Origin of the sequence: Streptomonospora wellingtoniae, assembly GCF_031845375.1 — a bacterium.
Taxonomy (GTDB): domain Bacteria; phylum Actinomycetota; class Actinomycetes; order Streptosporangiales; family Streptosporangiaceae; genus Streptomonospora; species Streptomonospora wellingtoniae.
Window position 1 is genome coordinate 16,866 of record NZ_JAVREK010000025.1, and the last position, 23,502, is coordinate 40,367.

At 71.7% G+C, this 23,502-nt stretch carries 25 protein-coding genes; 10 read left to right on the forward strand and 15 right to left on the reverse strand.

Features of this window, described 5'->3' with window-relative positions; translation table 11 throughout:
* Positions 1–12: 12 nt before the first annotated feature.
* From meaB to RM446_RS20200, 5 genes are all read left to right on the forward strand, one after another.
* Complete coding sequence (gene meaB / locus RM446_RS20180) at positions 13–1,053, forward strand: methylmalonyl Co-A mutase-associated GTPase MeaB (RefSeq protein ID WP_311546945.1); 1,041 nt, start codon at positions 13–15, stop codon at positions 1,051–1,053.
* A gap of 342 nt (positions 1,054–1,395) precedes the next feature.
* A complete protein-coding gene (locus RM446_RS20185) occupies positions 1,396–1,767 on the forward strand; it encodes an STAS domain-containing protein (protein ID WP_311546946.1) in 372 nt (123 codons plus the stop codon).
* A gap of 109 nt (positions 1,768–1,876) precedes the next feature.
* Positions 1,877–2,509, forward strand: coding sequence for a class I SAM-dependent methyltransferase (locus RM446_RS20190; RefSeq protein WP_311546947.1), 633 nt, complete (start codon positions 1,877–1,879; stop codon positions 2,507–2,509).
* Between the two features lie 42 nt (positions 2,510–2,551).
* Positions 2,552–3,022: an NUDIX hydrolase gene (locus tag RM446_RS20195; RefSeq protein ID WP_311546948.1), complete on the forward strand. Its 471-nt coding sequence runs from the start codon at positions 2,552–2,554 to the stop codon at positions 3,020–3,022.
* A gap of 78 nt (positions 3,023–3,100) precedes the next feature.
* Complete coding sequence (locus RM446_RS20200) at positions 3,101–3,412, forward strand: hypothetical protein (protein ID WP_311546949.1); 312 nt, start codon at positions 3,101–3,103, stop codon at positions 3,410–3,412.
* An 84-nt stretch (positions 3,413–3,496) separates the two neighbouring features.
* Here RM446_RS20200 and RM446_RS20205 read toward each other — a convergent pair whose 3' ends face one another.
* Positions 3,497–3,769 carry a DUF6504 family protein gene (locus RM446_RS20205; protein WP_311546950.1) on the reverse strand — a complete coding sequence of 91 codons (273 nt, stop codon included), beginning with the start codon at positions 3,767–3,769 and terminating at the stop codon, positions 3,497–3,499.
* 426 nt (positions 3,770–4,195) lie between these two features.
* Here RM446_RS20205 and RM446_RS20210 point away from each other — a divergent pair, with 426 nt between their 5' ends.
* Positions 4,196–4,834, forward strand: coding sequence for a TetR/AcrR family transcriptional regulator (locus RM446_RS20210; RefSeq protein ID WP_311546951.1), 639 nt, complete (start codon positions 4,196–4,198; stop codon positions 4,832–4,834).
* 76 nt (positions 4,835–4,910) lie between these two features.
* Here the strand turns inward: RM446_RS20210 and RM446_RS20215 are convergent, their stop codons facing one another.
* From RM446_RS20215 to RM446_RS20230, 4 genes are all read right to left on the reverse strand, one after another.
* A complete protein-coding gene (locus RM446_RS20215) occupies positions 4,911–5,666 on the reverse strand; it encodes a M48 family metallopeptidase (RefSeq protein WP_311546952.1) in 756 nt (251 codons plus the stop codon).
* 541 nt (positions 5,667–6,207) lie between these two features.
* The gene (locus RM446_RS20220; RefSeq protein ID WP_311546953.1) at positions 6,208–6,984 is read right to left on the reverse strand and encodes a DivIVA domain-containing protein; all 777 of its coding nucleotides are present in this window, start codon (positions 6,982–6,984) and stop codon (positions 6,208–6,210) included.
* Between the two features lie 163 nt (positions 6,985–7,147).
* A complete protein-coding gene (locus RM446_RS20225) occupies positions 7,148–7,744 on the reverse strand; it encodes a hypothetical protein (RefSeq protein ID WP_311546954.1) in 597 nt (198 codons plus the stop codon).
* 193 nt (positions 7,745–7,937) lie between these two features.
* On the reverse strand, positions 7,938–8,834 hold the full coding sequence (locus tag RM446_RS20230) for an N-acetylmuramoyl-L-alanine amidase (RefSeq protein ID WP_311546955.1): 897 nt from the start codon (positions 8,832–8,834) through the stop codon (positions 7,938–7,940).
* A 166-nt stretch (positions 8,835–9,000) separates the two neighbouring features.
* On the opposite strand from RM446_RS20230, the gene RM446_RS20235 reads away from it, so the two are divergent.
* Positions 9,001–9,360: a YkvA family protein gene (locus tag RM446_RS20235; RefSeq protein ID WP_311546956.1), complete on the forward strand. Its 360-nt coding sequence runs from the start codon at positions 9,001–9,003 to the stop codon at positions 9,358–9,360.
* 152 nt (positions 9,361–9,512) lie between these two features.
* On the opposite strand, the gene RM446_RS20240 is transcribed toward RM446_RS20235, so the two are convergent.
* From RM446_RS20240 to RM446_RS20250, 3 genes are all read right to left on the reverse strand, one after another.
* The gene (locus tag RM446_RS20240; RefSeq protein ID WP_311546957.1) at positions 9,513–10,796 is read right to left on the reverse strand and encodes an ROK family transcriptional regulator; all 1,284 of its coding nucleotides are present in this window, start codon (positions 10,794–10,796) and stop codon (positions 9,513–9,515) included.
* 266 nt (positions 10,797–11,062) lie between these two features.
* Entirely contained in the window at positions 11,063–11,266 is a 204-nt protein-coding gene (bldC, locus tag RM446_RS20245) for a developmental transcriptional regulator BldC (protein WP_017621302.1), read from the reverse strand.
* 675 nt (positions 11,267–11,941) lie between these two features.
* The gene (locus RM446_RS20250; protein ID WP_398695567.1) at positions 11,942–12,877 is read right to left on the reverse strand and encodes a hypothetical protein; all 936 of its coding nucleotides are present in this window, start codon (positions 12,875–12,877) and stop codon (positions 11,942–11,944) included.
* A 395-nt stretch (positions 12,878–13,272) separates the two neighbouring features.
* On the opposite strand from RM446_RS20250, the gene RM446_RS20255 reads away from it, so the two are divergent.
* On the forward strand, positions 13,273–13,533 hold the full coding sequence (locus tag RM446_RS20255) for a DUF3073 domain-containing protein (protein ID WP_311546958.1): 261 nt from the start codon (positions 13,273–13,275) through the stop codon (positions 13,531–13,533).
* A 141-nt stretch (positions 13,534–13,674) separates the two neighbouring features.
* Here the strand turns inward: RM446_RS20255 and purM are convergent, their stop codons facing one another.
* The 3 genes from purM to RM446_RS20270 all read right to left on the reverse strand — a co-directional run bounded on the left by purM (position 13,675) and on the right by RM446_RS20270 (position 16,815).
* Complete coding sequence (gene purM / locus RM446_RS20260) at positions 13,675–14,730, reverse strand: phosphoribosylformylglycinamidine cyclo-ligase (protein WP_311546959.1); 1,056 nt, start codon at positions 14,728–14,730, stop codon at positions 13,675–13,677.
* A 98-nt stretch (positions 14,731–14,828) separates the two neighbouring features.
* Entirely contained in the window at positions 14,829–16,304 is a 1,476-nt protein-coding gene (gene purF, locus RM446_RS20265; RefSeq protein ID WP_311546960.1) for an amidophosphoribosyltransferase, read from the reverse strand.
* A gap of 10 nt (positions 16,305–16,314) precedes the next feature.
* Positions 16,315–16,815: a sterol carrier family protein gene (locus RM446_RS20270; RefSeq protein ID WP_311546961.1), complete on the reverse strand. Its 501-nt coding sequence runs from the start codon at positions 16,813–16,815 to the stop codon at positions 16,315–16,317.
* Positions 16,816–17,364: 549 nt separating this feature from the next.
* Between RM446_RS20270 and RM446_RS20275 the strand changes: the two genes are divergently transcribed.
* Positions 17,365–17,982 carry a DUF47 domain-containing protein gene (locus RM446_RS20275; RefSeq protein ID WP_311546962.1) on the forward strand — a complete coding sequence of 206 codons (618 nt, stop codon included), beginning with the start codon at positions 17,365–17,367 and terminating at the stop codon, positions 17,980–17,982.
* A 39-nt stretch (positions 17,983–18,021) separates the two neighbouring features.
* Entirely contained in the window at positions 18,022–19,026 is a 1,005-nt protein-coding gene (locus tag RM446_RS20280) for an inorganic phosphate transporter (RefSeq protein ID WP_311546963.1), read from the forward strand.
* A gap of 183 nt (positions 19,027–19,209) precedes the next feature.
* On the opposite strand, the gene pstB is transcribed toward RM446_RS20280, so the two are convergent.
* The 4 genes from pstB to pstS form a co-directional block, all read right to left on the reverse strand.
* The gene (pstB, locus tag RM446_RS20285) at positions 19,210–19,989 is read right to left on the reverse strand and encodes a phosphate ABC transporter ATP-binding protein PstB (RefSeq protein WP_311546964.1); all 780 of its coding nucleotides are present in this window, start codon (positions 19,987–19,989) and stop codon (positions 19,210–19,212) included.
* A gap of 54 nt (positions 19,990–20,043) precedes the next feature.
* On the reverse strand, positions 20,044–21,153 hold the full coding sequence (pstA, locus tag RM446_RS20290; RefSeq protein ID WP_311546965.1) for a phosphate ABC transporter permease PstA: 1,110 nt from the start codon (positions 21,151–21,153) through the stop codon (positions 20,044–20,046).
* The gene (gene pstC, locus RM446_RS20295) at positions 21,150–22,121 is read right to left on the reverse strand and encodes a phosphate ABC transporter permease subunit PstC (protein WP_311546966.1); all 972 of its coding nucleotides are present in this window, start codon (positions 22,119–22,121) and stop codon (positions 21,150–21,152) included. Before pstC ends, pstA begins: the two co-directional genes overlap by 4 nt.
* Positions 22,122–22,356: 235 nt before the next feature.
* On the reverse strand, positions 22,357–23,469 hold the full coding sequence (pstS, locus tag RM446_RS20300) for a phosphate ABC transporter substrate-binding protein PstS (RefSeq protein ID WP_311546967.1): 1,113 nt from the start codon (positions 23,467–23,469) through the stop codon (positions 22,357–22,359).
* Positions 23,470–23,502: the final 33 nt, after the last annotated feature.

Below are 23,502 nucleotides of genomic sequence, written 5' to 3' on the forward strand. Positions count from 1 at the left end.
CGAGGGGCCCGCATGAGCCGCACCGTCGATGTCGACGCTTACGCCGAGGGGGTCCTGGCCGGGCACCGCCCGACGCTCGCGCGCGCCATCACGCTGGTCGAGTCGCGCCGGCCCGACCACGCCGAGCTCGCACAGCGGCTCCTGGTGCGGCTGCTGCCGCACGCAGGCAAGGCACACCGGGTCGGCATCTCCGGGGTACCCGGCGTGGGCAAGTCCACGTTCATCGACACCTTGGGCACGCGCCTTACCGGACAGGGGCACCGTGTCGCGGTGCTGGCGGTGGACCCCTCGTCCACCCGCTCCGGCGGCAGCATCCTCGGCGATAAGACCCGCATGGCCCGGCTCTCGGTCGACCCGCAGGCGTTCGTGCGTCCGTCGCCGACGGCGGGCACGCTGGGCGGGGTCGCCCGCGCCACCCGGGAGACCATGGTGCTGATGGAGGCCGCGGGCTTCGACGTCGTGCTCGTCGAGACCGTGGGAGTGGGTCAGTCCGAGGTCGCGGTGGCCGGCATGGTCGACTGCTTCTGCTTTCTGACCCTGGCACGCACCGGCGACCGGTTGCAGGGGATCAAGAAAGGCGTGCTGGAGCTGGTCGACCTGGCGGCGGTGAACAAGGCGGACGGCCCGCATGAGGCCGAAGCCCGTACGGCCGCACGCGAACTGTCCCGTGCGTTGCACATGCTCCAGCCGGTGCACCCGGCCTGGCGCCCTCCCGTGCTGACCTGCAGTGGCCTGACCGGCGACGGGCTCGACGGCTTCTGGCAGACGGTTCTCGACCACCGCGCGACACTGGAGGAGGCCGGAGAGCTCGACCGGCGCCGTGGCCGCCAGCAGGTCGACTGGATGTGGGCGCAGGTGCGCGACCGCTTGATGGACAGCCTTCTCGCGCACCCGCGCGTGCGCGAGGACGGTCCGCGCCTGGAAGCCGGTGTGCGCGCCGGCGAACTCACCCCGACGCTGGCGGCCGAGCGGATCCTCGGCGACTTCGGCGTCGGAGGAGGAGCGGGGAGCGCCGCGTCGCTGGGCGAGGACGAATCGGGGCGAAGGGAATGATTCATCACATCCTCCGCCTGGCCTGTGAATGCGGCGTTGTGTGAGGGGAGTGAAACAGGCCACAATGACCCCGGGTCTGGAACGCCCTGCTCGTGGAGAAGATACTTGCGAGACGGCATTCCCGTAGGGCGGCAGGCCTAATACCGTATGTGTTCGAAGGCTTACGGGAACAGGGGCTGTTCTCCGGCGGTCCTGTTCATCGGCGTCCGGCCGGGTCGCGAACCCTCCCGCTCATGGCCGCCGTCGCAACAGAACGCGGTGGACCCCTACCGAAATCCGCTGTTTTCCGTAGGGTGAGCAAGGGGAACCCCTCATCGACACGTGGGGCTGGGAGGAGTGAACGTGCACAGGCTTGGGCTGAGCACCCGGGTCGACAACCACAGCGTGATCGTGAGCGTCGAGGGCGACCTCGACATCGCGACCGCCGACGACCTCCACGAACATGTCCTGTCCGCGATCGACAAGCACGGTCCGTGGTTGATCCTCGACCTGACGGGGCTGGAGTTCATGGACTCCAGCGGCCTGAACGTCGTCATCAACGCCTATCGGGCCGTGAAGGAGCACGGTGGCAGCCTCGCGCTGGCCGCGCCGAACGAACGGGTGACCAAGGTCGTCCGCCTCGTCGGCCTGCACCGGCAGGTTCCGGTCCACAACTCCGTATCGGCGGCCGTCAACGCCATGGAGCTGCTGGAGGGCAAGCAGCAGGCGGGCTGAACCCCCCGCACCGCCATGGACGACCGCGCCGCGGCGCGCGGCGCCCCGGGAAACCGGGGCCGCCGCCGTGCCGTGCTGCCGACCGGCCCGCGCCGCACTCGGAGCGTCATTGCCTTTCTCGTGGGACCACAACGTCCACTACCACGACCATCTGCTCCGCCACGTGCCCGACCACTGCGTGCGCGCGCTCGACGTCGGATGCGGCACCGGGCGCTTCGCCCGCCGCCTCACCGCCCGCTGCGCCCGCGTCGAGGCCATCGATCCCGACCCAGGCGTCATCGCCGAGGCCCGTGAGCGCACACCGCGGCGGCTGGGCGTGCAGTACACCGAAACGGCCCTTGCGGACTACGGCATCGCGGTCGGCGCCTACGACTTCGTCTCCGCCGTCGCCAGCCTTCACCACATGGACTTCGCCGAGTCGGTGCGGGCGATGGCCCATGGGCTCGCACCGGGCGGCGTCCTCGCCGTCCTCGGGCTCTACCGCGAGGAGACCGCGGCCGACCACGCGGCCGGCGCAGCCGCTCTGGCTCCGCAATGGGCGATGGGCGCCGGCCTGCTCGCCGCCCGCGCCTTCACCGGTATTCCCAGCCCTGCGTCCGAGGCGCCCGTTGCGATGCGCGAGCCCCGGATGAGCCTGTGCCGGGTCCGCCTCGCGGCGGGGCGCCACCTGCCCGGAGCGCGCGTGCGGCGCCTGCTCTTCTGGCGCTACTCGCTCGTCTACCGGCGCCCGCTCACCGGGTGAGTGCTGCGTTCACCGGCGGCTCCGCTGGGTAGTCTCGATGCCATGCCCACACCCGACTTCATCCTTCGCCTGCGCAAGCACGTGGGCCACGAACTGCTCTGGCTGACGGGCGTGACCGCCGTGGTCGTGGCGGAGTCGGGAGAGATACTGCTGCACCGGCGCGCCGACGACGGGTTCTGGAGCACTCCCGGCGGCATCCTGGAGCCCGGCGAGCAGCCGGCCGCCGCGCTCGTCCGCGAGGTCGCCGAGGAGACCGGCGTCGACGTGGCCCCCGAGCGGATCGCCAGCGTCGTCACCGAGCCGCCGTTCACCTACGGAAACGGCGACCGCGTGCAGTTCATGGACGTCACCTTCCGGTGCCGCCCCGTGGGCGGGAGCGCGCGCCCCGACGAGGAGGAGTCGCTCGAGGTCGGCTGGTTCGCCCCCGACCGGCTGCCCCCGATGAACGAGCGGGTCATGCGCCGCATCGCCCACGCCCGCGAGGAGGGGCCGGCGTACTACGCCGCGCCCTAGCGGCCCGTACGGGGCGCCACGGCCCTCGTGCAGTACGGTCGTTCCCCGGCTGTCGGCGCGGTGCGCGATCCTGGTCCCATGAGCGGAGCGGCCAAGGAGGATCCCGGTGCGTCCGGGGCGGACGTCGAGCATCTCGCCGCGGTCCTGGCGCGGCGCAGGCGCGAGCTGTCGGGCGGCAGGGCGACGATCGGCGCGTCCTCGGTGGTCCACGCGGTCGAGGAAACGACGTGGGTGGGTGTGCGGGTTCCCGCGGTCGTGTGCCGGGCCGCCGCCGACCCGTTGCGCCTGCGCCCGGCCGAGTATCCGGTGACCTGCCGCCGCTGCCTCAGACGGGTCGGCGGGCGCAGCTCCGCTCGGGCGGGCCGGGGGCAGACCGAACTGGACGTGTGACCGCATACCGTGCCGGTGCGCCGACGGCCACCGGCGGCAGCGCCGCCCGGCCGCTCTGCGCGTGGCGGCCGGGCGTGTGGCGGATCAGCCCCACAGGCGGCGCATGGTCCAGTCGCCGGTGGTGTTGTCGCAGCTGATGTCGGCGATGCTCAGCTCTCCGTCGGGAGACTCGGCGGCGACGCGGACCAGTCGCATGTCGGCGGCCGCGGTCGTGGCGGTGCGGGCGGCGCGTTCATGCGGCGCGCCCCAGGCGCCGATGATGCGCCGGACACGGTAGGTGCGGTCGCGCCAGGCGAAGAACGCCGGGTGGCCGCCGGTGGTCGATCTGACGTCGATCCGTTCGTTGTAGAGACTCACTCCACCAGTATATCGAACATGCGTACGAATCGACAGCTGCCGGCGGTGTGTCGCGGCGGGCCACCACCTTAGGGCCGCGCCGGGCTCCGGTGCCGGGCGGCGCGCTGTCGGTCGCGGGTTCGGTGGCCCGCAGGAGCTCCGATGGCCTGCCGTCTCGTCGCGGCACCGGTGCCCGGGCGGCGGCCGCGCTTCAGCGTGTCGCCCGCGGGCCGGGTGCGGCGGCGGGCCTGCGGGGAGGCAAACGGCGCGACGGTGCGGAGTTCCCCTGCGGGTCCCCGGGCGTGCCCGCCCCGCTTCGCGTGGGAGCGCTCTCGGTCCGATCGCTCTTCGCGGCGCGGCCCGGCGGGCGTCCAGCGACCGACCGGATGGTATGCCTATGCTGGAACGTGCGCCACTGTGCGCAGGACTCGGCAGACGGGAAGGCGCATGCAGAACACGGACGGCTCCGAGCGGTCGGCAACCGCACCCGGCCGCGGGCCCGCGGTTCCCGACCGGCTGCTCTCGGTGGCCACCCGGCTCTTCGCCGAGCAGGGCTTCGAGCGCACCTCGGTGCAGGAACTCGTCTCGGCCGCCGGAGTGACCAAGGGGGCGATGTACCACTACTTCACCTCCAAGGAGGACCTGCTCTACGCGATCTACCAGCGCGTGCTCGCCATGCAGACGGAGCGGCTGAACGCGTTCGCGGGCGCCGAGGGCCCGGTCGGCGAGCGGCTGCGCAACGCCGCGGTCGACGTCGTGCACACCACCGTCGACAACCTCGACGACACGCGGATCTTCTTCCGGTCGCTGCACATGCTCTCCGACGACCGGATGACGGCCGTGCGCAAGGAGCGGCGCCGGTACCACGAGCGCTTCCGCGGCATGATCGAGGAGGGCCAGCGCGAAGGCGTGTTCCGCACCGACGTGCCGGCCGACATCGCCGTCACCCAGTATTTCGGCGCCGTGCACCACCTCAGCACCTGGTACCGCGCAGGAGGCGAGCTGACCGGATCGGAGGTCGGCACCTACTTCGCCGAGCTTCTCCTGGCCGAGCTCCGCCCGGCCGATCCCGCCCCCGGCGGCTGAGCGGCTGACCACGCAGGCCCAGGCAGGGGGCCGTTGCCACCGGAGCCCCTGGGGGCCGCCCGGTCCGGTGCGCCGGTCAGAAGAAGAGGCGCCCCGGGCGGGAGCGGTCGCGCAGGGCGGCCATCCGCTTGGTGTTGGCCGGCCGGCTGGAGAGCAGGTTGTAGAGGAACACGAACGGCCCCCGGTCGGTGCGTGCGCGCTCGGCCATCTCGCTCATGTTCACCTGCGCGTACAGGCGGGCTCCGCCCGCCGGAAGGCGCACGGCGTGCACCCCCTCGGGGCAGTACGCGTGCGCGTGGTTGTCCGCCGTGTACTCCATGGCGCGCGAAAGCGCGGCGCCGAGCACGGGCACCAGCCGGGCGGCGGCCGTCGCGGCCCGCAGTCCGAACGACGCGTGGCCGGCGGCGATGTGGCCCAGTTGGTGGGCGGCGACGAAGCGCAGGGCATCGGGGTCGCGCAGCCGGCCGTCGGAGTCGAACAGGTCGCCGGGCACCACGACGTAGCCGCGCCGACCGTGTCCTACGCCCCAGGGCCGCGGCCCTCCGCTCGCGGCCGGGTAGACGTAGACGTCGGGTATGGCCGCCAGCCCCATCCCGACGCTCAGTCGACGGATGGCGTGGTCGGCGTCGGGGAACTGCGTGGGCGAGATGCGGACCGACTGCGCCCGCCGGCGCGCGTGCCGCAGACCGCCCGCCGCCCAGCAGCCGCCGGGGATTCCCGCGAGCACGAGCCCGGCCGCCCAGAGCGCCGGCCCCTCGCCCGTCCACACCGTGTGGACGGCGGCGCCGATCACGCAACAGGTGACCAGCGCGGCCGCGACAGTCAGCGGCACCTCCCAGGGGTGCCGGGAGACGGACAGCGGCTCGTTCGGCGCCGCATCACCGGCAGGGGGACCGAAACCGGCCGGCACCGGGGCAGGGCGCACCGGCGGCTGCGCCGGCGCGTGTCCGGAACCTGCGCCCGTCCGCGGTGGCCGCAGCTGCTGGTCCCGCCGGACGAGCTGCGCGGGCGCGCGGGCGGCGGCAGCGCGCGGTGCGCGTTTACGAGCGGCGGAGCGCCGCTGCGGGAGGCGGCGCTGACCGTCGCCGGAGGCCGCCGTCTGCGTCATGGTCCTGCCCTCCTCCGGATCGCCGTGCCTGTCGCGACACGCGCGTGTGCGTCAAGTTATCGCATATTACTTTCTGTATCGGATGGAAGGCTCGGCGATTCGAGCGTGTCCGAAGGCGAGGTTTTCGGAGGAGCGGATTGCGCGGATCGCACCGGCGAACAGCGGGCACGGTCGGTTGCCGGTGCTGCTCGGTCGCGGCGGGCCGGGGCAGCAGAGCGCGGCGTTCGACGTGTCGCGCCGCCGTGCTCCCCTGCCCCGGCCCGGGCTACCGGGTGTCCTCGTAGTGCCGGAACTCCTGGGCGAGGAAGTCCAGGAACGCGTCGACCTGCGCGGGGTCGTAACCCGGCCGGGCGCGCGTGGTGGAGAACTTGACGCGGTCGACCTTGGCGGCGGTCAGCGGCGCACGATCGCCGTGGCCGTGCATCAGCGCCTCCAGCGTCGCCTCGGCGCTGTCCAGGAAAGCGTCGACCTCCTCCTCGTTGTAGCCGGTGGTGAGCCGGGTGGTGGAGAACTGCTGGTTGCGGATGTCCTCGGGGCGCATCGGCGGCCGTCCGCCCTGCGCCGAGGGAGGCGGTCCGGTGGGCGGTGGGCCGCTGCCCGGAGGAGGCGGAGGCGCCATCGGGCCGGGGTCCGGAGGCGGTGGAACGGGACCGCCGCCGGGACCGGTGCCGTGCAGGGGGCCCGGCCCGTGCGGCGGCTGGGGGCCCTGCTGCGGCCGTTGTCCGTAGGGCCCCGCGGGACCCGGCCACGCCGCCTCGGAGGCGCGAACGAGGCCGTGCCTGCGAAGCTCCGCCGAGACGACGTCGAGGAAGGCGTCGACCTCGTCCTCGTCGTAGCCGGGGCTCAGCCGCGTGGTCCGGAACTTCGCGCCGTCCACCTCCTCCGCGGTCATGGGCGGCGCGTTGCGCGGACCTCCCTGAAGGCCGGCGAGCGTGGCTTCCACCCGATCGAGGAAGGCGTCGACGTCCTCCTCGTTGTATCCCGGGCGCAAGCGCACCGTGTTGAACTGCTTGCTGCGGATGTCAGCCGGTGTCAGAGGCATGGCTACATTGTGCCGATTCCTCGGCGGAACGTGGGAGAAGACCACTCCGCTCAGGCCTGCCGGAATCGGACGCGCCGGGGCGGTGCGGCGTCGCCGCGCGCGATCACCGTCGATCTTGCAGCCATCGCGAATGGAAATCCTCTCCTTGACGATGGCTGCAAGCTCAACGGGGCTGGGGTCCGCGCTCCAATTCTTCGCAGACGGCGTCGACGGCCCTGTCCACCTGCCGCCGGTCGAAGCCGCGCAGGGCGCGGGGAAGCGCGTCTCGCCGGTCGCGGAGGGCGTCGGCCGCCGCACGCGCGGCGGCGGCGCCGCTCTCGCCGCCGCGCAGCCCTCGCAGCGCCTTGGCGCCCGCGTCGACCAGCTCCGCTGCCGCGAGGGGATCGTAGCCGCGCAGGACCCGGTCGAACGCGACGGGGTCCGCACGCTCCGCCCGCACCTCGCCCGCCGCGGCGCCGCCGCCGTCCTCGCCGCGCACGGCCGCCAGCGACTCCAGCAGCCGTTCGAAGGCGGCGTCCACCTGGGCGCGGTCGAAACCGCGCAGCACCATGTCGAACGCGGCGCGGTCGCGCGCCTCCCGGGGCGTGACCGCACCGGGGGCCGCGGGGTCGTCGAGGCTCCGCTGCAGCGTCTCCAGCAGGGTCAGAACCTGCCGGCGGTCGTAGCCGCGCCGGACGACGTCGAACTCGAGGGGTAGGTCGGCCGCTTCCGCCGGATTCGATGGTGCGGTCGGCCGGGATTCGGGGGATGAATCGGTCATTACGCGATTATCGGGCAAGGCATGGCACCTCCGACACCCGCCCGCGCTTCCGCTTCCGGCCGCATCCGCCCCCGCCGACGCCTCAGCAAGCCGCGGCCGCCCGATCCGCAGGCCGCCGCCGATTCGCGGCCGGGCAGTTCCGGGCGCGAACCGGCGAGAGGGCCAACGTGTGCTTGAGGCTGCTTGAGGCGGACTACTCCTCCTCGTCCCCGCCGCCCTGCTCCTCCTGCAGGTAGCGGCTGATCCCCGCCGCAACCGCCTTTGCGGCCTTCTCGCGCCACTGGGGGTCGGAGAGGTCGGCGGCGTCCTCGGGGTTGCTCATGTTCCCTGCCTCCAGGAACACCTTCGGTACGTCGGAGAGGTTCAGGCCGCCCAGGTCGGTGCGGTGGTCGAGGCCGTCCTCGGCGATGTAGTCGGCGCGCTGCTGCCCGGTGCCCTCCTCGAACTCCGCGCGCACGTCCAGGGCCAGGCGCTGCGAGCGCTCGGCGATGTCGTCGGTGTAGCCCTCCAGGTCGCCCGGTGCGATGACATGGAAGCCCCGCCCGCTCGCCGGGCCGCCGTCGGCGTGGATGGAGATCGCCGCGTCGGCCTCCGCCTCGTTGCCGATCTCGGCGCGCTCGGTGATGCACGGGCCGACGCCCTCGTCGTCGTTGCGAGTGAACACCACCTCGGCGCCGTCCTCCTCCAGGACGCCTCGAAGCCGCTCGGACACGTCCCAGTTGAAGGCGTGCTCGGTGTAGCCGTCGTCGGTCTCGGCGCCGACGGTGTCGCAGGCCTTGCTTCCGTGCCCGGCGTCGACGGTCTCGGCGATCTCCTCGGCGGCGTCGGCGTTGCCGCCGTTGTGGCCGGGGTCCACGACGACCGTCATGCCCCCCAGCGGGCCCTGAGCGGAAGCCGGGCCCTCATCCCCCGAGCCCCGGTCGTCGGAGGGCGAAGAGCCCGATCCGCCGGCGGAGGGCGGGGGTGCCGCGGACGGGTCGGGCGTGCTGCCTCCGCTCACCGCCGAGCAGGCGGGCAGGGTGAGGACGGCCGCCGCCAGGAGTGGTGCGATCAGCGGAATCGCCCCCGGTGCGGCGGGTTTCGTACGCATGATGGTCTACGGCGTCCTTGAGTCGGGGAGTGTGGGGAAGGGGAAGCGGAGACCAACCTAGCCGGTATCCGGAACTTTCGCTTCCGTGCACGCGTCATATCGTGAGTAGTGCGGAGGTGGGCCGTTCGGCCGCACCGCCGAGCCACACGAAGTCGAGGTGGAGTCGATGCGCAAGAGCAACCGCGCCGCCGCCGGGGCCGCGGCATGGCAGGCCGTGCAGCACAACGCCCGGCCGGGTGCGCCCGGCCTGGGGGAGCGCGCCGCAGCGCTTCCGCGCATGATGATGTCGCGCCTGCGCGGCCGATACGAGGGCCTCACCGTTACCCGACTGCTGGTGTTCGTCCTAGGGCTCGTCTACGTCGCCTCGCCGATCGACCTGGTGCCCGAGCTGTTCGTGCCGGTGCTGGGTCTGGCCGACGACGTCGGCGTCGCCGTCTGGCTCGCCACGAGCCTGATGGGCGAGTCCGAGCGCTACCTGGAGTGGGAGCGGCGCGACGAGTACGTGCAGGGCCACGTCGTCGGCTGACCCCCCTGCCCCGCTGAAGGCGCCCGGCCCGAACCGCCGGACCGGGCGCCGCTTGGGGGTGGGGCGCCCGCCCCCGCGTCGCAGCGCGTCGCCGCAATCGCGGCCGTATGCGGCTCAGCGCGCACGCGGACGGCGCGGCGCCCGCGAAGGAGTCACGAGGCGCCTTCGTCGGCCGCCGCCGCGGCGCCGTTTCTCGGCGGCGCGGGCAGCGGCAGCCGCCCGCTCTCCATCGCGTCGACCATCGCCACCGCACCGCCGCGCGCGGCCGCGGTCAGCCCCAGCTCGGAGGGCTCCACGGTGCATCCCCCCGCGCCGGGCGCGAACGCCAGCTCGCGCACCGCCGCGCGGCACGCGGGCAGCAGCCACGGCGCGAGCGGCACGAAGTACCCGCCCAGCACCACCGCACCGGGGTTGACCAGGTTGACCAGGGTCGCGGCGCCCCGGCCCAGCCAGGCGCCGGCGGTGTCCAGCGCCTCGACGGCGACGGTGTCCTCCGCGGCGGCGCGCTCGACGGCGGTTTCGACGAGGTCGGCCAGGTCGGCCCGGGTGAGCGCGCCTCCGGGGAATCGGTCGGGCAGCGCCGCGCGCAGGATGGCTTCGATTCCGGCCAGCGCCTCCAGGCAGCCGCGTCGACCGCAACCGCACTCGGGACCGTCCTCGACCATGCGCACGTGCCCGATCTCGCCGGCGAAACCGGCGGAGCCGCGCATCAGCTCTCCGTTCATCAGCACCCCCGCGCCGATGCCGACCTCGCCGGTTATGTAGACGAGGTCGGCGGTATGCGCGAGGTGGCCGCCGCGGTACTCGGCGACCGCGCCCAGGTTCGCGTCGTTGTCGACGAGAACAGGGACGGGCGCCGAGCCGGCGCGGTCCATCAGCTCCTCGATCCGGCTGCGCAGCGGGGTTCCGAGCCAGGCGAGGTTGGGCGCCCGCGTGACGACGCCGTTGGGGGAGTCGACGAGGCCGGGCACCGCCACGCTCAGCCCGATCACGGCGCGCCGGCGCAGCGCCGGCGCCGCCGCCACCTCCGCGACGGCGGAGACGATGCGCCGCGCGCATGCGTCGGGGCCGGCCGAGCGTGCGTCGAAGGCGATGTGCCGGGTGACAAGGGCGCGCTCCAGCAGGTCGACGGCGACCACGGAGAGGTAGTCGACGTTCACCTCGACGCCGACCGCGGCGATGGTCCGGTCGTCCAGCGCGAGCATCACTCCCGGTCGGCCGACCCGGCGCTCGGAGGACTCGCCGGTCTCGCGGAGCAGGCCGCGCGCGATGAGGTCGGCGACCAGGCTGGAGACCGTCGTCTTGTTCAGCCCGGTCGCGGCGGCCACCGCGGCGCGGGAGCAGGGGGCCAGTGTACGCACGGCCCGCAGGACCACGCCCAGGTTGGTCTCGCGGACGTCGTGGAAGCCGGTGGGGCCGACACGCGTGTCCCGCATGTGGCCTCCCTCCCGCCTTCGTCTTCTGTTCGGCGTCGGAGCACGGTGCGGTGGCGCGGGGTCGAGACGCTGCGCGGCTCCACCGTGAAGATACCGACAGCGTCGGTTCCGCAGCAAAGGTCCCCACCGTGCGCAGCAGGCACGATACGCGCGGGCGGGCCCCGGCAGGCGGGAGGGCGGGCCGCACTGCGGCCCGCCCTCAGCGGTCGGGGAGTCGGCGCGCGCTCCCCGCTCCATCCCCCCGGATACGGCACAAGCCGGGGAGATCACTCCGAGCGCTGGTTGGGGATACCCGCCAGCAGAGCGCGGACCTCGGTCTCGCGGTAGCGACGGTGGCCACCGAGGGTCCGAATCGAGGTCAGCTTGCCCGCCTTTGCCCAGCGTGTGACGGTCTTGGGGTCCACGCGGAACATGGTGGCGACCTCGGCAGGAGTCAACAGGGGCTCCGCCTCGGGCGTGCGAGTTGACATGTGTACGGCCTCTCCTCCTGGATCTGTGTGCCGATCCTGAGCCTTATCCTGGCACTTAGCCCGGATGTCCAATATTGCCCTCGTAGGTCTATATTGGCATCACCCGAGGTGATTACGCGACCACTTAACGCGACTTTGTCGGATGGGAGGTCGCAAAGTCGCCCATGAGTCGCGTCACGCTGAGTGATTCTAGCGACACGTTTAGTGGCATGTGGCGTATTCGGTCAAAACTTCGTTCTCCGGCCCTGTTTTTCTCGATCCGGTGAACCGGAAGTGCTAGAGACGGCCCGACTGAAACTCGGGGCGCCGCACGCGACGGGTGTCGGTGCTCGGGTTCTGGCCTGGCCTTTCATCGGCGCGGCCGGTGTCAGGGGCGTAGGTGTCTTCTCCCATCGACACCACTCCCCTGTCACGTACATCCCCGGTGTGCCCTGGCTTTCCGGTTACGCAGAGTGCAGTCGGTGACCGGCTCGATACAGTCTATGTCGATCTGTATGGAGTATTATGCCCTGTTTCGGAGCTGTTGATGCCAACTGTGAAACTCGTCTAGACATATCCGCCTGTCAGAACGCGCTTGGCCGAACGCGTTGGGTGAAAAACCTGGCCGCCAGGTTGGCGCTCGGCGTGGCGGCGGAGCCGATCGGCCCCTCTGAGCGCGTGGTGAAGGCGTGACCCTCAGTTGGCGTGCTTGAGGGCCTCCATCTCCTTCCACCGCCGAGAGACCCGCTGGTACATCGCCACCGCGAGCTCGTGCTCGCCGGTCTCCAGCCCTGTCAGGGCTGCGCCCACCTCGGCCACCGACTGGTCCTGGCGGAGGCTCTCGTCGCCGACGAGGTGCACCAGGCCGCCGTAGTCCAGCTCCAGCAGGGCGCGGGGGTGGGCGACCCCCAGAAGCCAGTCCTGCAGCCCCTCGGCCTCCGACAGGGAGGTGCTGTCGCCGACGTGCTCGCGCAGCAGGGCGATCGCGCGCTCCAGGCGCTCTCGGGCCTCGGCCATCCGCGCCACGTACAGCAGCGTTCGCGGCGCGGGGCGCGCACCGCCGGCCGGGTGGCGGGCCCGCTCGCCGCGCAGCCCGCGATCGGCGGAGTCAGGGTCGGCCGCGTCGGCCGGCTGCTGCTCCTCGCCGCCCAGCACCAGGCAGCGCTCCTCGGCGTCGAAGGGCGAGAACCAAGCGAGGGGCACGGTCCAGGTACTGGTCAGAATCTGCGTCCGCATCGGCTCGCCGCGCTCGCGCCACTGCTCGAAGCGCTCTTCGGCCGCCTCGGCGACCGGCTCGGGTATGAAGGCCGCGCTCAGCCGTGCCGGAGTTTCGGTACGGAAGTCGCGCAGGCCCAGCCAGGACCGCAACCGGGTCTGCCACGGGCAGACGTACACCTCGCCACCCAGCCGCCGGACGTAGGCGTCGCCGCTCTCGCGCTCGGGAACCGGAACGGGCGGAGCGGAGACCAGCCGGCGCAGGCTCTCGGAGTGCTCGGTCGCGACGGCGTCGCTGCGGCGGGGCCGCCGCGACGACGCGGCGTAGGCCCGCCAATAGGCCTTCTCGCGGTTGGAGAACGCGATGAGCGGCTGGTAGACGCGGAGGTAGGCGGCGTAGGGCAGGTTGGGCAGCACGCCAGGAATCGTGGCACAGATCGTCGCGTGCGGCATGCGGGGACGTGCCGCCGATACGCGGACGTGCCCCGCGATGCGGGGAACAACCGCGGTACGCCGCGTCGTTCACCGGACGAGGAGTCCGCGGTACCGGGCGGGTCGGACCCGCCCGCGGCGGCATCGGCCGCCGGGGGTCGGCACCGACACGCCCGGGTCGCACAGTCCGCCTCGTGTGCCCGCCTCTGGCCGCCTGTTAGGGATGGGCGGCGTAGGCAGGTACGGGCCAAACCGGGTACGGTTGTATCCGTACGTAAGCTGGCGCCTGTCGTCAGTGCGGTGACGGCCGTCAGCCCGGCATTGCGGTTTTGCTAGTGATCTGGGGTTTGTCCGAACCCAATCGTTGAGGGGGTCGAGCCATGGGGCGCGGCCGAGCCAAGGCCAAGCAGCAGAAGGTCGCTCGGAGGCTGAAGTACAACTCCGGCCACACCGACCTCGATCAGCTGCGGGCAGAGCTGGGTGTCGCTGAGGATGACGGGGCAGCGCCGGATTCGCCGGACCAGCCTCACGAAGACCCTTACGACGACCTGGTCGACCGTTATGCGGACCTCGCCGAGGAGTATCCGGGCGGCGGAAAGTCGGTCGGAGAAGAGTCCGGCCGTTCCGACAGCCTCCGCTGACCCGTCGCTTCCGGAGCCGGTGACATCCGGATGACCGGGTCTGAGCCCGCTGACACGCACAACGTGCTCTGAGACCAGCCGGTTCGCGCCGCCGCGGTGGCGCGAACCGGCTACGTTCGCGCCCCCAAACGCGCCGCGGCCTCACGCATAGGCGCCTTCCAACCGCGCCGTCCCGCTTCCGGCGACCACCGAGCCCGCGTGCCAGGCGGGCACTCCCCGCTGCTCCAGCAGCGCGAGAGCCGACTGCGCCGACGCGGCCGGCACCAGGGCCGCCATGCCCACGCCCATGTTGAACGTCGCCTCCATGTCGGCCTGCCCGACGGCGCCGCGCTCGGCGACGAAAGCAAACACCGCGGGCGGAGACCAGGTCGTCCGGTCCACGACGGCGTCGAGCCCCTCGGGCAGCGACCGCGCCAGGTTGGCGGCCAGCCCGCCGCCGGTGATGTGGGCGAAGGCGTGCACCTCGACCGACCCGGCCAGCGCCAGGCAGTCCTTCGCGTAGATGCGGGTCGGCTTGAGCAGCTCCTCGCCCAGCTCGGCGCCGAGCTCGGGCACGTGCTGGTTCAGCCGCAGCCCCGCCTCGTCGACCACGCGGCGCACCAGCGAGTACCCGTTGGAGTGCAGCCCCGAGGAGGCCATCGCGATGACGGCGTCGCCCACGCGCACCCGCTGCGGACCCAGAACCGCGTCCTCCTCCACAATGCCGGTGCCGGCGCCGGCGAGGTCGTACTCGTTCGGGCGCATGGCGTCGGGGTGCTCTGCGGTCTCGCCGCCGGAGAGCGCGCACCCGGCCTGGCGGCAGCCTTCGGCGATGCCCTTGACCAGCTCGGCGACGCGCTCGGGCACCACCTTGCCGCACGCGATGTAGTCGGTCATGAACAGCGGTTCGGCGCCGCAGACGACGAGGTCGTCGACGACCATGCCGACCAGGTCGAGGCCGACGGTGTCGTGCCGGTCGCACCGCTGGGCGATCATGACCTTGGTGCCCACGCCGTCGGTCGAGGTCGCCAGCAGCGGCGAGCGGTACCGGGAGGTGTCGAGCCGGAAGAGCCCGGCGAACCCGCTGGGGTCGGCGACCTGCTCGGGGCGGCGGGCCCGCCCGACGTGCTCCTTCATCAGCGCGACTGCGCGGTCGCCGGCGGCGACGTCGACACCGGCGGACGCGTACGCCGGCGTGCTGCTGGCACCCTCTGCCACGCGAAACCTCTCAACTCGTTGCGGTGGTCCGGTCGGCGGCCCCCGCCGCACGGCCCGTGCGGACCGGCGCCCGCTCTGCAGCGGGCTGGGGACTCGGTTCAGCGCCGACCGCTCGCCAGCGGCCGCTCGGTGGCGTTGCCGCAGGACTTCTCCAGCAGGTACTTGCCGCGGGCGCCTTCGTCGACCTCGATCGGGTAGACGCCGTCGAAGCAGGCGCGGCAGAGCCGGTCCTTGGGCACCTCGGTGGCCTCGACGAGCTCGTCCAGCTCGACGAAGGCCAGCGAGTCGGCACCGATGGAGGCGCGGATCTCCTCGGTGGAGAGGTTCCCGGCGACCAGTTCGGCCTTGGTGGCGAAGTCGACCCCGTAGTAGCAGGGCCACATCACGGGCGGGCTGGAGATGCGGACGTGCACCTCGGCGGCGCCGGCCTCGCGCAGCATGCGCACCAGCGCCCGCTGGGTGTTGCCGCGGACGATGGAGTCGTCGACCACGACCAGCCGCCGACCCTCGATGACCTCGCGTAGGGGGTTCAGCTTGAGCCGGATGCCGAGCTGGCGCAGGGTCTGGCTGGGCTCGATGAACGTGCGGCCCACGTAGGAGTTCTTCACCAGGCCCTGGGCGAAGGGGATGCCGCTGCCGTCGGCGTAGCCCACCGCCGCGGGGGTGCCGGACTCCGGCACCGGGATCACCAGGTCGGCCTCGGCCGGGTGCTGCTTGGCCAGGCGGCGGCCCACCTCGACGCGGCTGGAGTTGACGTTGCGCCCGGCGATGGTGGTGTCGGGCCGGGCGAGGTAGACGTACTCGAACAGGCAGCCCTTGGGCGCGGCCGGAGCGAAGCGCTGCGAGCGCACGCCGCGCTCGTCGATCGTCAGCAGCTCGCCGGGCGCGATCTCGCGCTCGTAGGTGGCGCCGACGATGTCCAGCGCGGCGGTCTCGCTGGCCACGGCCCAGCCGCTCTCCAGCCGGCCCAGCACGAACGGGCGGATGCCCTGCGGGTCGCGGGCGGCGTAGAGGGTGCTCTCGTCCATGAACGCCAGCGAGAACGCGCCCTGCACCCGGGGAAGCAGCTCCATGGCCGCCTCTTCGGTGCTGCGGTCGGGGTTGTCGGCCAGCAGGCCGGTGAGCACCTCGGTGTCGGTGGTGGCGCCGCGGCGCTCGTCGGGCAGCATCGCGGCGAGCTCGGGGGTGTTGATGAGGTTGCCGTTGTGGCCGAGGGCCAGGCCGCCTTCCCGCGCGGTGTAGAAGGTCGGCTGCGCGTTCTCCCACACCGGCGACCCGGTGGTGGAGTAGCGGCAGTGTCCGATCGCGAGGTGTCCCTGCAGGGAGTCGAGGGTGGCCTCGTTGAAGACCTGGGAGACCAGTCCCATGTCCTTGTAAACCACGATGCGCTCGCCGTCGCTGAGGGCGATGCCCGCGGACTCCTGCCCGCGGTGCTGCAATGCGTAGAGGCCGAAATAGGTGAGCTTGCTGACTTCTTCGCCGGGCGCCCAGACCCCGAAGACCCCGCAGGCGTCCTGCGGAGCGCGTTCGCGCGGGTCGAGATCCGTGGTGAGCCGGCCGTCGGGTTGCGCCACGTCCTTCAGCTTAGTCGCTGACCACCGGAGCTGCGTCCACCGGGGCGCGGGGAGGCCACAGCGGCAGCAGCGGCGCGAGATCGGCCCGGACGCCGCTCGCGCTGACGGCGCCCGCGTCCACGGCCTCCTGCCACGTGGTCGTACCGACCGCCAGTTCGAGCCAGGTCAGCGGGTCGGTCTCGACGACGCCGGGAGGCGTGCCGCGGGTGTGCCGGGGCCCTTCGACGACCTGTACGGCTCCATAGGGCGGTACCCGCACCTCCAGGCTGTGGCCGGGCGCGCGCTCGGCCAGCTCGGCCAGCGTGCCGCGCACCGCCGCCTTGACGGCGGCCCGCTCGGGGGCGGCTCCGGCGTGGCGTGCGCGCAGCACGGCCTCGGCGCAGGCGGCGAGGACGAGCGCGGGGCGGTCGCGGCCGGAGTAGGGCGCCTCGCCGAGCGCGGCGAGCTGGGTGTCGAGGCCCGCGCGCAGCGCGGCGTGGCGCCGCTGGGCGGCCGTGGGCTTGGCGGGCATGAACCCGAGGATAGGCAGCCCGGGGCGCGCCATGCCCGCGGCGGTCGCGCCCGCGCGGTCGGCCGTGCAGCGGCCGCGGGGACCGGGCGTCCCGGCCCGGGTCCGGCCGTCACCCGAGGGCGGCGGCTTCGGGCACGAAAGGTTGCCGAATCTCCCGGACCCAGGGAAACTGTCGGTCGAGGGACGACACGGGGACCAGGGCATGAACACACCGTTCCGCAGCGGTGACGCGGCGGAACGGGCGGCGGGCACCGCGTCCGCCCGCATGTGATTCGCGTCGCGTCCGCGGGGTCCTCTCCCGAGGTGTCGGATACCGGGGTCGCAGACGGCGCTCAGCGGTGCGCCGGGGCGGCGAGGATAGGATGAATGCTCCACTACGTCGGCTTTCTCAGCCGCTGACGCGGTCCAACTGAACAAGGGACACCAGCCGCCCCCGGGTCGTGGTACGGGGGCGCCGCGCGGTCGCGTCTGCCGTGCAGCCGCGGCCCCCGTGCCGGACTGGTGCCCATAACATCCCTGAGGACGATCACCGCACTTCGGGAGATAGATGTGCGTCTGCGCCTGACCCCGCGTGATGACAGCTACTTCGAGATGTTCGCCGACTCCGCGAACAACCTCGTCATCGCCGCACGCCTGCTGGTGGAGCTCATCAGCGAGGGCGCTGACCGCGATGCCATCGCCGAGAAGATGCGCGCCTGCGAGCACGCCGGCGACGAGCGCACCCACGCGATCATGCGGAGGCTCAACGAGAGCTTCGTGACCCCTTTCGACCGCGAGGACATCTACCGGTTGGCGTCGTCTCTGGACGACGTCATGGACTCCATGGACGCCGCCGTCGACCTGGTCGGTCTCTACGGCCTCGACCGCCTTCCCAAGGGAATCATCGACCAGATCGAGGTTCTGGAGCGCGCGGCCGAGCTGACAGCCGAGGCGATGCCCCGGCTGCGCTCGATGAAGGACCTCACTCGCTACTGGATCGAGATCAACCAGCTGGAGAACCAGGCCGACCAGATCTACCGCCGCCTGCTGGCCAAGCTGTTCAGCGGGGAGTACGACGCCCTCACCGTACTCAAGCTGAAGGACGTCATCGAGGAACTGGAGACCGCCGCCGATGCATTCGAACACGTCGCCAACACGGTCGAGAGCATCGCGGTGAAGGAATCCTGACCTCCCCGCCGCACCCGCGACCGTACGCTTGGCTTTGACGTGCCACTCGACTCCGTGACTCTGGGCGCCGTCCTCCTCGCCGCCCTCGTATTCGCTTACACCAACGGCTTCCACGACGCCTCCAACTCCCTGGCGACCGCCGTCTCGACGCGGACGCTCGGCCCGCGCGCCGCCGTGATCATGGCGGCGGTCATGAACGTGATCGGGGCCTTCCTCGGCGAGGGGGTCGCCCGCACCATCAGCCGCGACATCATCCACCCGCCCGAGGGCGCCGGCGGGGCGGCCGTGCTGCTCGCGGCGCTGGTCGGCGCGATCACCTGGAATGTGGCCACCTGGTACAAGGGCATGCCCTCGTCGTCCTCCCACGCCCTGGTGGGCGGGATGATCGGCGCGGCGATGGCCTCGGCGACCACAGTGGAGTGGGGCGGCGTGGCGTCGGACTTCGTCCTGCCGATGATCGCCTCGCCGCTGATCGGCGGGTTGCTCGGCTACGCGGCGATGCTGGCGATCCTGTGGCTTTTCCGCAGGACCAACGTGCGGCGCATCACCCGCGGGTTCAAGATCGCTCAGAGCGCCTCCGCGGCCGCCATGGCGCTGGGCCACGGGCTGCAGGACGCGCAGAAGACCATGGGCGTCGTGGTGCTCGCCCTGGTCACGACCGGCTACCAGGACACCTACGACGTTCCGCTGTGGACGGTGTGCGCCGCTGCGGGCGCCATGGCGCTGGGCACGCTGACCGGCGGCTGGCGCATCATGCGGACGCTGGGCCGTCGGGTGATCCAGCTCGACGCGCCCCGCGGCTTCGCCGCCGAGAGCACCGTTGCCGCGGTCTCCTACGCGACCTCGTTCATCTGGCAGGTGCCGATCTCCAACACCCACCTGATCACCTCGGCGATCGTGGGTGTGGGCGCCACGCGCCGACTGTCGGCGGTGCGCTGGGGCGTGGCGGGCGACATCGTGCTCGTCTGGCTGGCCACGGTGCCCGGCGCGGCCGTGGTGGCCGGCGCGGCCTACGTGCTGCTGAGCACCGCGTTGCCGACCTGACCGGCTGGCCGAGCCGGCGCAGCACCGCCAATTTTTTAGCCATCGCAAATGGAAAGCGATTTCCTTCACGATGGCTACAAGATCGGCGGGTTCGGGGGTCTGGGGCGATCCGGGCGCGGACGGCGGGCGGGCTCCGGCGGAGCCCCGCCCCGCCGGAGCCCGCCGGCAGCGATCCCTGCGCGCCTACCCGAAGCGGCCGGTGATGTAGTTCTCGGTCTCCTTCTTGTCCGGCTTGGTGAAGATCTTGTTGGTGTCGCCCATCTCGATCAGCCGTCCCGGCTGGCCGGTGCCCGCCAGGTTGAAGAAGGCCGTGCGGTCGCTGACGCGAGCGGCCTGCTGCATGTTGTGCGTGACGATCACGATCGTGTAGTTCTCCTTGAGCTTGGCGATCAGGTCCTCGATCGCCAGCGTGGAGATCGGGTCCAGCGCCGAGCACGGCTCGTCCATGAGCAGCACGGTCGGCTCGACCGCGGTGGCGCGGGCGATGCACAGCCGCTGCTGCTGGCCGCCGGAGAGGCCCGCTCCCGGCTTGTTCAGCCGGTCCTTGACCTCCTCCCAGAGGTTGGCGTCGCGAAGCGACCGCTCGACGATCTCGTCGGCGCGGCGCTTGTTCATCCGCTGGTTGTTCAGCTTCGCCCCGGCGATCACGTTGTCGTAGATGGACATCGTCGGGAACGGGTTGGCGCGCTGGAACACCATGCCGATCTCGCGCCGCACGGCGACGGGGTCGACGGACGGGTCGTAGACGTCCAGGTTGTCCAGCATCACCTTGCCCTGGACGCGGGCGCCGGGGGTGACCTCGTGCATGCGGTTGAGGGTGCGCAGGAACGTCGACTTGCCGCAGCCCGACGAGCCGATGAAGGCGGTCACCGAGCGGGGCTCGACGGTCATGGTCACGTCCTCGACCGCCTTGAAGTCGCCGTAGTAGACGTTCAGGTCGGAGACGTCGATTCGCTTGGCCACTGGAGAATCCTCAGGTGAGTCAGGTTGAACGTGGTGGTCGTGTCGGGTGCGGCGTCACCGGGTGTGGGGAGAGAAGAAGCGCGACACCAGGCGTGCCGCGAGGAACAGCAGCATGACCACCAGGATCAGGGTCAGCGCCGCCGCCCACGCGCGCTCCTCGGCGTAGGCTCCGGCTTGGCCCGAGAGGCCCATGTCGCGGACCGCCTTGTAGATGTAGACCGGCAGGCTCATCATGTCGCCGTCCACCGGGTTGGCGTTGATCCGGGTCGAGGCCATTCCGGCAGTGAGGATCAGCGGCGCCGTCTCCCCGATAACGCGGGCCAGAGCGAGGATGATTCCCGTGGTCAGCCCGGCCACCGCGGTGGGCAGCACGACCTTCACGATGGTCAGCCACTTGGGCACCCCGAGCGCGTAGGAGGCCTCGCGCAGTTCGTTGGGGACCAGCCGCAGCATCTCCTCGCTGGAGCGCACCACGACGGGGATCATCAGCACCGAGAGGGCGATCGCGCCGGCCAGGCCGTTGGTGTTGCCCGGACCGAAGAGCAGGATCCACAGGGCCACCACGAAGAGGCCCGCGACGATCGAGGGGATTCCGGTCATGACGTCGACGAAGAACGTGATGGCCTGCTTGAGGCGGCCGCGCCCGTACTCGACGACGTAGACGGCCGTCATCAGCCCGACCGGTACGGAGATCGCGGTGGCGACGCCGGTGATCACCAGCGTGCCCACGATGGCGTGGTAGACGCCGCCGGCGTCCATGCTGGGGATGACGCCGTTCATGGAGACGCTGAGGAAGTACAGGTCGAACCGCTTGATCCCGTAGACCAGCACGGTCGCCAGGAGCGAAACCAGCGGCACCATGGCGACGATGAAGCAGCAGTAGACGATGCCGGTCACGAGCCGGTCGGCCGCCCGGCGCCCGTTCTCCACCGTCGCCGAGACGGCCGCGATCGACGCAAGGTAGGCGATTCCCGCCACCACGGCGACCGGTACCGGGTGGAAGGCGCCGAGAAGGTGGAAGGCGCCCGCGACGACGATCAGGCATCCCGCGAGCAGGGCGAACGGGAAGTACGGCGGCAGGGTCCGGGTGTAGAGGCCCGTCGCCTTCAGGTTCGGCCCGTCGCCGGGGCTGCCGGTGGCGGTCTGCTCGGTCGTGGTGGTCATTCGGTGAACTCCTTGCGCCGCGAGACGACGAAGCGGGCGGCCATGTTCACGGCCAGGGTGATCGCGAAGAGGACCAGGCCGGCGGCGATGAGCGCGGAGACGCCGGTGCCCGTCGCCTCCGGGTACTGCAGCGCGATGTGCGCGGCGATGGTCTGGTTGCCGCTCTGCAGCAGGAAGGGGGAGATGACCAGCGACGGGGAGAGGATCATCGCGACAGCCATCGTCTCGCCGAGCGCCCGGCCCATGCCGAGCATGGCGCCGCCGATGACGCCGGGCCGGCCGAAGGGCAGCACCGCGATGCGGATCATCTCCCAGCGCGTCGCGCCCAGCGCCAGCGCGGCCTCGCGGTGGGCCTGGGGGACCTGGGCGAACACGTCGCGCGACATCGCCGTGATGATCGGCAGGATCATCACGGCGAGCACGATGCCCGCGCTGAGCATGGTCCGGCCGGTGGAGGAGACCGGACCTGCGAACAGCGGGATCCAGCCCAGATAGTCGGTCAGGAACCGGTAGAAGGGCTGGAGTTCCTGGGTGAGGTAGATCAGGCCCCACAGGCCGTAGACGACGCTGGGGATGGCCGCCAGCAGGTCCACCACGTAGCCCAGCAGGGCGGCGAGGCGGCGCGGGGCGTAGTAGACGATGAACAGTGCGATCCCGATGGCGATCGGCGTGGCAATCACCAGGGCGATCAGCGCCGCGAGGACGGTGCCGAAGGCCAGCGAGGCGACACCGAACCGCACCGATTCACCCGGGCCGGCCTCGGGGCTCCATTCGGTGCTGGTGAAGAAGTTGGCCTCGTTGGCCGTGATTGAGCTGAGGGACTGCACGATCAGGAAGACGGCGACACCCGCCAGGATCGCCAGGATCAGCAGCCCCGCCCCGCGAGCGGAATTGGCGAAGACGAGGTCGCCCAGTCGGCGTTTGCCCTTGGGGGCGCCGGCCGTCTGAGACGAGTCCGTGGTTGTCATGTAAGGCTCCGGTCGAATTCGGTCATGGATCGCCACCGGGCGAATGGAGCGCAGGCCGACCGTGCCGGCACGCGCCGCCGGAAGTCATTGTGCTGGTCGTCGCGGGACGGCCCGGAACGCGGTCCGGTGTAGTCCGCCGTGGGAGTATGCGCGCCCCGGACATGCCGAAACCGCCGACGGCGGGGCCCGCACTCTGCGCGCCCCGCCACGGCGGAGGAGGTCTGCGAAACGGCGATCAGGAGCCCGCGGAGATCTTCTCGATGGTGCCCAGCAGGGTTTCCCGGGTGTCCTGGCTGATCGGCGCGGAGCCGGCCTCGTCGGCCGCGGCCTGCTGGCCCTCCTCGCTGACCACGTAGCTCAGGAAGCTCTTGACCAGGTCGGCGTCGGTCTGCTCCTGGTACTCCATGCAGGCGATGTGGTAGGAGACCAGGACGATCGGGTAGACACCGGCCTCGTCGGTGGTGTAGTCGAGGTCGATCGCGTGGTCGTTCTCCGTGTTGTCCTCGCGGGGGTCGGAGGCGTCGACGATGGCGGCGGCGGCATCGGGGCTGTACTCGACGAACTCCTCGCCGACTCCGACGTTCACGGTGCCCAGTTCTCCGACGTGCGAGGCGTCGACGTAGGTGATGGTGCCCTGGCCGCCTTCGACGGCCTGGGTGACGCCGCTGGAGCCCTGGGCCGCCTCGACCGGCTCGATCGGCCAGTTGCCGCTGACCTCGTGCGGCCAGGAGCCGCCGGCGGCCTCGGAGAGGTAGGCGGCGAAGTTCTCGGTGGTGCCCGACTCGTCGGCGCGGTTGACCGGGACGATCTCCTGGTCGGGCAGGTCGGCGTCGGGGTTGAGTTCGGCGATCGCCTCATCGTTCCACTTGGTGATCTTCTGGTCGAAGATCTGCGCGATGACCTCGGGGCTCATGTCGAGCGAGTCGACGCCGTCGAGGTTGAACGCAACCGCGATGGGCGCGATGTAGGCGGGGAGGTTGACGACCTCGGAGCCGTTGCAGCGCTCGGTGGCGTCCTTGGTCTCGTTCTCGTCCAGCGCCGCGTCGGAGCCGGCGAAGGACACGCCGCCGCTGATGAACTGCTCGCGGCCGGCGCCGGAGCCCACGGAGTCGTACTGCACGATCGATTCCGCGCAGGCGCCCTCCCATGCCGCCTTCCACGCCGCCATCGCATTCTCCTGGGAACTGGCGCCCGCCCCCGAGAGTGTGCCGCCGCCGTCGACGCAGTCCACGTCACCGGCGGCCTGCTGGTTCTGGGGGTCGACCGCCTGGTCGCTGCCGCAGGCGGTGAGTGCAAGAGCGCCGGCGAGGGCGATCCCCGCGAACTGGCTGTACTTGGAGAGCTTCACAGCCCCGATGTCCTTCCTCTGGACTTCGTCACC

Excerpts from the sequence above, each read along its gene's own strand:
- meaB (WP_311546945.1), top strand. The coding sequence starts at position 13 with ATGAGCCGCACCGTCGATGTCGACGCTTACGCCGAGGGGGTCCTGGCC.
- RM446_RS20195 (WP_311546948.1), top strand. The coding sequence starts at position 2,552 with ATGCCCACACCCGACTTCATCCTTCGCCTGCGCAAGCACGTGGGCCAC.
- RM446_RS20200 (WP_311546949.1), top strand. The coding sequence starts at position 3,101 with ATGAGCGGAGCGGCCAAGGAGGATCCCGGTGCGTCCGGGGCGGACGTC.
- RM446_RS20210 (WP_311546951.1), top strand. The coding sequence starts at position 4,196 with ATGCAGAACACGGACGGCTCCGAGCGGTCGGCAACCGCACCCGGCCGC.
- RM446_RS20220 (WP_311546953.1), bottom strand. The coding sequence starts at position 6,984 with ATGCCTCTGACACCGGCTGACATCCGCAGCAAGCAGTTCAACACGGTG.
- RM446_RS20225 (WP_311546954.1), bottom strand. The coding sequence starts at position 7,744 with ATGACCGATTCATCCCCCGAATCCCGGCCGACCGCACCATCGAATCCG.
- RM446_RS20230 (WP_311546955.1), bottom strand. The coding sequence starts at position 8,834 with ATGCGTACGAAACCCGCCGCACCGGGGGCGATTCCGCTGATCGCACCA.
- RM446_RS20235 (WP_311546956.1), top strand. The coding sequence starts at position 9,001 with ATGCGCAAGAGCAACCGCGCCGCCGCCGGGGCCGCGGCATGGCAGGCC.
- RM446_RS20240 (WP_311546957.1), bottom strand. The coding sequence starts at position 10,796 with ATGCGGGACACGCGTGTCGGCCCCACCGGCTTCCACGACGTCCGCGAG.
- bldC (WP_017621302.1), bottom strand. The coding sequence starts at position 11,266 with ATGTCAACTCGCACGCCCGAGGCGGAGCCCCTGTTGACTCCTGCCGAG.
- RM446_RS20255 (WP_311546958.1), top strand. The coding sequence starts at position 13,273 with ATGGGGCGCGGCCGAGCCAAGGCCAAGCAGCAGAAGGTCGCTCGGAGG.
- RM446_RS20270 (WP_311546961.1), bottom strand. The coding sequence starts at position 16,815 with ATGCCCGCCAAGCCCACGGCCGCCCAGCGGCGCCACGCCGCGCTGCGC.
- pstA (WP_311546965.1), bottom strand. The coding sequence starts at position 21,153 with ATGACCACCACGACCGAGCAGACCGCCACCGGCAGCCCCGGCGACGGG.
- pstC (WP_311546966.1), bottom strand. The coding sequence starts at position 22,121 with ATGACAACCACGGACTCGTCTCAGACGGCCGGCGCCCCCAAGGGCAAA.